The sequence below is a fragment of the Bacteroides sp. An19 genome (assembly GCF_002160215.1).
Taxonomy (GTDB): Bacteria; Bacteroidota; Bacteroidia; order Bacteroidales; family Bacteroidaceae; genus Phocaeicola; species Phocaeicola intestinalis.
Map to the genome: position 1 here is coordinate 19,401 of NZ_NFKD01000064.1, position 7,612 is coordinate 27,012.

The following is a 7,612-nucleotide window of genomic DNA, read 5'->3' on the forward strand; positions in this document are numbered from 1 at the left end:
ACCTAAAACCTAAGTCACCATGAAACATTTTCTTACTTGCCTGGCAAGCCTGTTTCTATTAAGCCCGCTTATGGGGCAAGAGCCTGCCGACTATGTAAATCCGTTTATCGGCACCACCAATTTCGGCACTTGTAACCCCGGTGCCATCTGCCCTAACGGCATGATGTCGGTTGTTCCTTTTAACGTCATGGGGTCATCCGACAATACTTACGACAAAGATGCCCGATGGTGGTCTACTCCCTACGAATACACCAACAGCTTCTTCACCGGCTTCGCGCACGTCAACCTGAGCGGCGTGGGATGTCCCGAATTAGGTTCGCTCCTACTGATGCCTACCACTGGCAAATTGGATGTAGACTACCACAACTATGGCAGTAAATATGAAAAAGAGAATGCCACGCCGGGATATTATACCATTTCACTGACCAAATACAATATTCAGGCAGAAGCTACCGCTACGCCACGCACCGGACTTACACGTTTCACGTTCCCGAAAGGCGAAAGCCACATCCTGTTAAACTTGGGCGAAGGACTGACCAACGAATCCGGAGCCTATATGCGGAGAGTCAACGACCGGGAAGTGGAAGGCATGAAAGTGTTGGGTACGTTCTGCTACAACCCACAAGCAGTTTTCCCCATCTATTTCGTCATGCGTATCAGCCAGGCACCTAAAGCGACAGGCTACTGGAAAAAACAACGCCCGATGCAAGGAGTTGAAGCAGAATGGGACCCCGACCAAGGCAAATACAAACTGTATACCAAGTACAATAAAGACATAGCAGGAGACGACATCGGCGCATGGTTCACTTTCGATACGGAAGAAGGCGAACAGATAGAAGTGGCCATGGGCGTATCGTTTGTCAGCATTGAGAATGCACGCGAGAACCTGGAGAAGGAACAGCACGGACAACACTTCGACGCTATACACAACGAAGCGCGTACCCGCTGGAACGAAGACTTAGGGCGAATCAAGGTAGAAGGCGGCACCCAAGACCAGAAAACCGTATTCTATACCGCACTTTATCATGCACTGATTCATCCCAACCTGCTGCAAGACGTAAACGGAGAATATCCGCAAATGGAAGGCGACAAAATCCTCACCACGAAAGGAAACCGCTACACCGTATTCTCATTGTGGGATACTTACCGCAACCTGCACCAACTGATGACACTGGTCTATCCCGAACGCCAGATGGATATGGTACGCACCATGGTTGACATGTACAAGGAACACGGCTGGCTACCCAAATGGGAACTTTATGGAAGAGAGACCCTGACCATGGAAGGCGACCCTGCCATCCCCGTATTGGTAGACACCTGGATGAAAGGTTTGCGTGATTTCGACATCGAACTTGCCTACGAAGCCATGCGCAAGGGAGCCGACACACCGGGAAAAGACAACCTGCTCCGCCCGGACAACGATGACTATATGAAATTGGGATACGTTCCTTTACGCGAACAGTTCGACAACTCCGTATCACACGCACTGGAATATTACATCGCCGACTATTCACTTGCCACCTTGGCAAAAGCCTTGGGAAAGAAAGACGATGCCAAACTGTTCTACGCCCGCTCAATGGGATACAAACATTATTATTGCAAGGAGTTCGACACATTCCGTCCACTCTTGCCTGATGGTACCTTCTATTCACCCTTCGACCCCAAACTGGGTGCCAATTTCGAGCCTAATCCAGGCTTTCACGAAGGCAGTGCATGGAATTATACGTTTTATGTGCCTCACGATGTAATGGGATTAGCCAAACTGATGGGAGGAAAGAAAAAATTCGTCGACAAACTGCAAATGGTATTCGATGAAGGGCTATACGACCCTGCCAACGAACCGGACATCGCTTATCCATACCTGTTCAGTTACTTCAAGGGAGAAGAACGGCGCACACAGCTTTTGGTAAAAGAACTGCTTGCCAAATACTTCACCACCAAACCCGACGGTCTGCCGGGAAACGAAGATACAGGAACCATGTCGGCATGGGCTATTTTCAGTATGATGGGATTTTACCCCGACTGTCCTGGCGTACCCGAATATACGCTGACCACACCTACGTTTGACAAAATCACCATTAAACTTGACCCCAAGTATTACGGACGTGACCAACTGGTCATCGAGCGCATAAACGAATCGGGAGATTCCGGATGGGGCTTCATCGACTACATCCGCATGGGAGACAAAAAATGCGGATACCGCATCAACCACAATGATCTGATTAATGCCGGAACGTTAACTTTCAAGGTGGAGCCAGCTGTACCATCGAAATAAAAAACTCCTGATAAAACGCTAAGAGATACGCCCGAAGTTCTATTTCCGGGTGTATCTCTCTGCTTCTTACACAACTACTAACCTTATCATCTGATTGTTTCTAAAAATTCAATTTCAATAATACGGAGATTATAATTGCCTTTGTCCACCTTTGCCCTTTTCTCCATATCATTCGCCGCACCTCCCGCTACTTCGATTATCTGTCCGAAAGCATCTTTATCTGTTGTACCTCCTTTCATACGGATGGTTATCTCATCCGAGCGTACTGGTTTGTCTACATGCAAATGGACATATCCCAGACTTTTGTCCGTATTTCCGCTCCAGACCAACTGATTGCCGGCATAAACTTCCAAAGGATAACTGCGCGAACGCCATCCGTTCAATTTCAGACAAATATCATCAATTTCCGCTTCACGTGCCAATGTATAGGTAATCCATGCCATAGCCGATTGGCCGTCGTTCGCCCATTCACTCAATTCATTATCGTCATAACTGGCACAAGCTTTCTCTTAATGAGCTCCGGCTTTTACCGACACTACAGCCACATCACGTTTTGTATCCACATAACTGGGGGTAAGTGGAGTTTCCCCCTTTCTCAAGTCGCCCTTCAATGTATATTGGGGAAGATAATCACTCAATCCGCCCACCAGCGTTACCGGAAGGGTTTCCAATGCAAGTTTCGCTTCAGGAAGTCCTTCGGCACGGGCGGTCACCGTAATCTTTCCCGCTTTTGTGGTGCTGCGTAACAAAGCACGGTTGATACCACATTCTACCGGCAATTCTTTACTCAGGATATAATTTCCCGGACCTTGAGCAATACCACCCCGCCACTCGGCTTCACCTTCTAATAGAAACGATATCATACGGTTATCCAATGGACAACGCCTACCATTCTTGTCTACCACTTCCACCTGAACCAATGCCATATCCGCACCGTCGGCACGGAATCCTTCGGGATTCTGCATAGCCGTCAGATGTAAGCGTGCCGGCTCACCTGCTGTTTCCAGTGTATAACGGCTCACCTCCTTGCCTTGTACATCATAACTCACCGCTTCCAGTTTACCCGGCTGATAAGCAACATTGTCAAAAGTGAACAGGAAATGATAATCCCGCTTTCCTTTGCCCAGCGATGTACCGTTCAGGAAAAGTTCTACCTGTTCGGCATTCGACACCACATAGACCGGTTTCACCGTATGTTCCGGATAGTTCCAATGCCCAATGATATACGTCTGATATTTATCCGTATCCACCCATCCGTTCCACATCACCTGATGAGCATAAAATGCATCCTTCGGAATACGCAACGCATCGGTCACTCCACTCCGGCGATAATTTTCGGCTCCCCGATAATGCGTATTCGAATCAGAAAAGATAATCTTCGTACTGCCACTGCTTACACGCAAACCCGTTCCCGGCCGTTCGCGCCAATAGTCGTACCAACGGCGTACAATTTCTACAGCCAACATATCCTGATTATGATTATAGTCGGAAGCAGGCTGTCCCTTGTACAACGGTCCTTCTCCTTCCTTATGGTACGGATAGCTGTATTCATCCCAATACTTGCGCAAGCCTTCATCACGACAATATTCCGTAGCGATAAACGATGTCTCAACTCTTCTTCATGCAACAAAGCACTCTCAGGTATCAGGAAATCTTTTTTATCATAAACCGAGACATCGGCAGGAAGCGTAACGATAAACGCCGACCCTCCTCCCCTACATTCCTCATAGACAACAGTTCCTTTATGTACCTGCACCAGTTCATGAACAAGATACAATCCGATTCCCATGCTATCTCCCGAAAGACTATTTTGCAGATAGTGCTTGAAAAGTTGTTCACGTTTTTCTTTCGGTATTCCCACCCCTGTATCAACCACGCGGATAACAAGCTGATGAATTGTTTCATCCACCTGAACCGAAAAATCAACCTTTCCACCGGAAGGAGTATACTTAAATGCATTGGAAAGCAAATTGTAAACTATCTTGTCCAGCTTCTCTTTATCCAGAAACATCTTATAAGACGGAACAGAAGGAAGAAAACGGAAATCCATTCTTTTAGATTCAGCCACTTCCTTAAAATTCAAGTATATTTCGTGCAAAAAAGCAATGACATCTGCTTCTTCCAACGAAAGCACAGGCTTCTTTTCCTGCATTTTCCGGAATTCGAGCAACTGATTAACAAGTCGTGACATACGCCGGGCACTTTTATCCATCATACGGACAGAAGATACCATCTCTTTCGGAATCACTTTCACCTGATTCATCTTGTCCAGAGCAACCTGAATCAGCGTAAGCGGCGTACGGAATTCGTGGGATATATGGGTAAAGAACCTCAATTTGTACTCGGTCAGTTCTTTTTCCACCTTGACCTTGTTCCGCAAATCATCCATGCGACGCACGACACGCCATGCCACATACATCAGACTCCCTAGCAAGAACAAATAAATGACAAATGCCCCCCAGTACGCCAAAAAGGTGGAACAATAACAATCTCAAGTGTCGTATAATCATCGCCCCACTGTCCGAACGAATTGCATGCCTTCACATGCAACTTGTAAGTGCCAGGGGGAAGATTCTTATAAGTACCCCAAGGTAATACCGAAGGCACACTCCATCCTTTATCATACCCCTGCAACTGATAGGTAAATCGAGGCGGCACAATAGCCGAATAATCCAAAGTAGAGAAATAAACAGTAAACGAATGCTGGCTGTAATCCAACTGTACCGAAGAGGTATAAGGCAATGATTTCTCGAATAGACGCTCTGTCCCACTACTCCCGGCTGAAACACCGTTCAATCGTAGGTCAGTAAAAGTCACAGACGGTATACGACGGTCAGTATTAACCCGTGAAGGATCAACCACAGTAACCCCATCATTGGAACCCATCAGGATTCTCCCGTCTGGCAAAGCTAGTGCGGAAGTCTCGTTATAAACATTCTGCAACATCTGCATCGATAAGAAATAATTCAGAAAAGTCTTCGAAGATACATCAAAACACGAAACTCCATATTCGGTGGTAATCCAAATATTCCCTTTAGAATCTTCAGCAAAAGCCTGTATCATATCGTTTACCAAGCCATCACTCACTCCGTAATGCGAAAAACGAAGCCGAGCATAATCATCACCTGGTTTGCAGATACTGAAACCGGCTCCCGCTTCAGCTATCCACAGATTACCGTTACGGTCTTGCAAAAGATGTCGGATTTCATTACTCCGTAAATTCCCGTTTTGCCTGTTATAATGATAATATGCCTGCTCATCTGCCAGCAAACGTTCGGGACGAAAAATAAACACTCCGTCGCTCGTCGCAGCCCAAATCCAGCCATTCCGGTCTTCAACCAACATACGGATACGTTTCTGTCCATAAGAATCATTGAAAAAATGCCGGAAGATATATCCTCCTTTCCCATCGGGAAGTGCCAAATCAAGCCCACCTCCAAAGGTACCGACCCACATCCGGCCCTTGCGATCCCTCAACAAAGAATAAACATCGTCAGAAGCCAAAGAAGCCGGATTATCTGCATGATGCAACCACAAACGGTTGCCGACTCTTAATCCTCCTCCCCGCATACCCTGCCACAATACACCAGCCGTATCTTCGCAAACTGAATAGACATTACTGACATATTCCTTCTCATATTTTTTCTGCGAAAACGTAGAATCGTAAAGATAAACTTTTCCGTTACGTGTAGCCATATAAATATCGCCATCAGAGAGAGATGCCAAAGTCCGTACATTATTCTTATACAAGCTTTTATCTTCACCTTGAGGTTCAGGATAAAACAAATCTGATATTTTGTCTACCATCTTCAGGTGAGACACACCTGTATGATCGGCACCAATCCAGATACTACCCGAACGGTCTTCCATCATATATAACAACTCATCTGAAAGCAAAACAGAAGAACGTGTGTCATCTGCTTTGAAATGTGACAAATGTCCAGTATGCAAATCATATGTATAAAAACCATTTCCATAAGTGGAAATCCAAAGAATGCCACGTGAATCACGCACAACATGATAACGTTCCTTATCTATCAGCTGTACTTTTTCTTCCGGCATCAATCGGAAAGACATCACCTCACCCGTCTTTGCCTGGATATAATATAAATGTCCGGTTTTGTTGTATGCACAGTAATTTCCACAATTATCTGTTATTATCTCTGCCCCTGGAATATTTCAGGAAGCCGGTGCACGAGATAGCTCACCGGTAGCAGGTAAAAAGACAAAACTAGCATCACCCGTGAAAATCAACCATTGATTACCAATCGCTGCATTACCCGGTAAATCATATCCTGAACATACATTCGGCAATTCAGCCTTCTTTGTCGCCCGTTGCTCATCCTTTCCTATACACCATATTTCACCTTTGGCAGTAATGAAACAAACATACTCTGAAAAGCAATGTATCCGCACGAAACTGTGTGAAGAGACCATTTTTTTTCAATACTTTGTTTTGCCAAACGTAAAGCCCCTCCTGTGTTCCTATCCATACACGCCCCAAACTGTCTTGCTCGATAAATGAAACTGCATTCGTATCCAATGTCCCATTTTCCAGACAAAACACGTCAGAATAGAACCTGTCATTCTTGTAGCATACGCGCCTACATCCCTTGCCACGCCCCCATAACCATACTGCATCAGACAACAAAGTAATATAAGCATATTGCTCCTTGAATGCCTCACAACCTGTATAATCAACAAAACAATCCCTTTTCAAATCATAACAACTGAAACGGTCTATGGAGGTAGAAATCCATAAAAAGCCATGATTGTCTTCACACACACTTTTTACTCTTCCGTCAGCCAATGAAGGTAATTCGCCAATACTGTCCGGCAAGAATGTCCGAAAAGTATTCCCGTCATACCGATTCAACCCATTCAATGTGCTGAACCAGATAAATCCTTTACTATCTTGATATATATGACGAACCGTATTATTGGATAAGCCATTGGAGGTAGTCAAAGACTCAGTATGTATTGTATAAGATGGACTAGCGTGTATCCCTATGAAAATAAACATACAATATGAATACAGCATCCCAATAAACACCTGCCTTTTTCCTAAAATAAATGTCTTCATGTCACCAATTAAATTCTATGTCTTTGACATATTAGGTTAGAAAGGAACAAAAATAAAGAAATTATACAGAAGAAGCAATTATGACAAGAAAAAGAAATGCATAATCTCAAAAAGAGAAAGGGATCCTCCCCCGGCCATCAGACCGGGGAAGGATCCCAAAACGGCGGCTACCTACTCTCCCACTGTTACGCAGTACCATCGGCGTGACGAAGCTTAACTTCTCTGTTCGGAATGGGAAGAGGTGGAACCTTCGT

Annotated in this window: 3 protein-coding genes, 1 rRNA gene and 2 pseudogenes; 1 reads left to right on the forward strand and 5 read right to left on the reverse strand. The window is 45.3% G+C overall.

Going from position 1 to position 7,612, the window contains the following annotated elements; genetic code table 11:
• Positions 1-70 precede the first annotated feature (70 nt).
• Positions 71-2,275, forward strand: a complete 2,205-nt coding sequence (locus B5F25_RS17425; RefSeq protein ID WP_241148437.1) for a GH92 family glycosyl hydrolase — start codon at positions 71-73, stop codon at positions 2,273-2,275.
• An 86-nt stretch (positions 2,276-2,361) separates the two neighbouring features.
• Here the strand turns inward: B5F25_RS17425 and B5F25_RS17430 are convergent.
• The 5 genes and pseudogenes from B5F25_RS17430 to rrf form a co-directional block, all read right to left on the reverse strand.
• Positions 2,362-3,870 (reverse strand): annotated as a pseudogene (locus B5F25_RS17430) (DUF4982 domain-containing protein); the annotation flags it as partial.
• A 95-nt stretch (positions 3,871-3,965) separates the two neighbouring features.
• Positions 3,966-4,694 (reverse strand): annotated as a pseudogene (locus B5F25_RS22520) (HAMP domain-containing sensor histidine kinase); the annotation flags it as partial.
• An 8-nt stretch (positions 4,695-4,702) separates the two neighbouring features.
• Positions 4,703-6,352, reverse strand: a complete 1,650-nt coding sequence (locus tag B5F25_RS22525) for a two-component regulator propeller domain-containing protein (RefSeq protein WP_241148436.1) — start codon at positions 6,350-6,352, stop codon at positions 4,703-4,705.
• 286 nt (positions 6,353-6,638) lie between these two features.
• Positions 6,639-7,241, reverse strand: a complete 603-nt coding sequence (locus B5F25_RS22530) for a two-component regulator propeller domain-containing protein (protein ID WP_239465875.1) — start codon at positions 7,239-7,241, stop codon at positions 6,639-6,641.
• A 275-nt stretch (positions 7,242-7,516) separates the two neighbouring features.
• Positions 7,517-7,612: ribosomal RNA gene (gene rrf / locus B5F25_RS17440) — 5S ribosomal RNA — on the reverse strand; the annotation flags it as partial.

What these genes read in the sequence shown, in the direction of transcription:
- B5F25_RS17425 (WP_241148437.1), top strand. Translation starts at nt 71, where the DNA reads ATGGGGCAAGAGCCTGCCGACTATGTAAATCCGTTTATCGGCACCACC.
- B5F25_RS22525 (WP_241148436.1), bottom strand. Translation starts at nt 6,352, where the DNA reads ATGTCTTTCCGATTGATGCCGGAAGAAAAAGTACAGCTGATAGATAAG.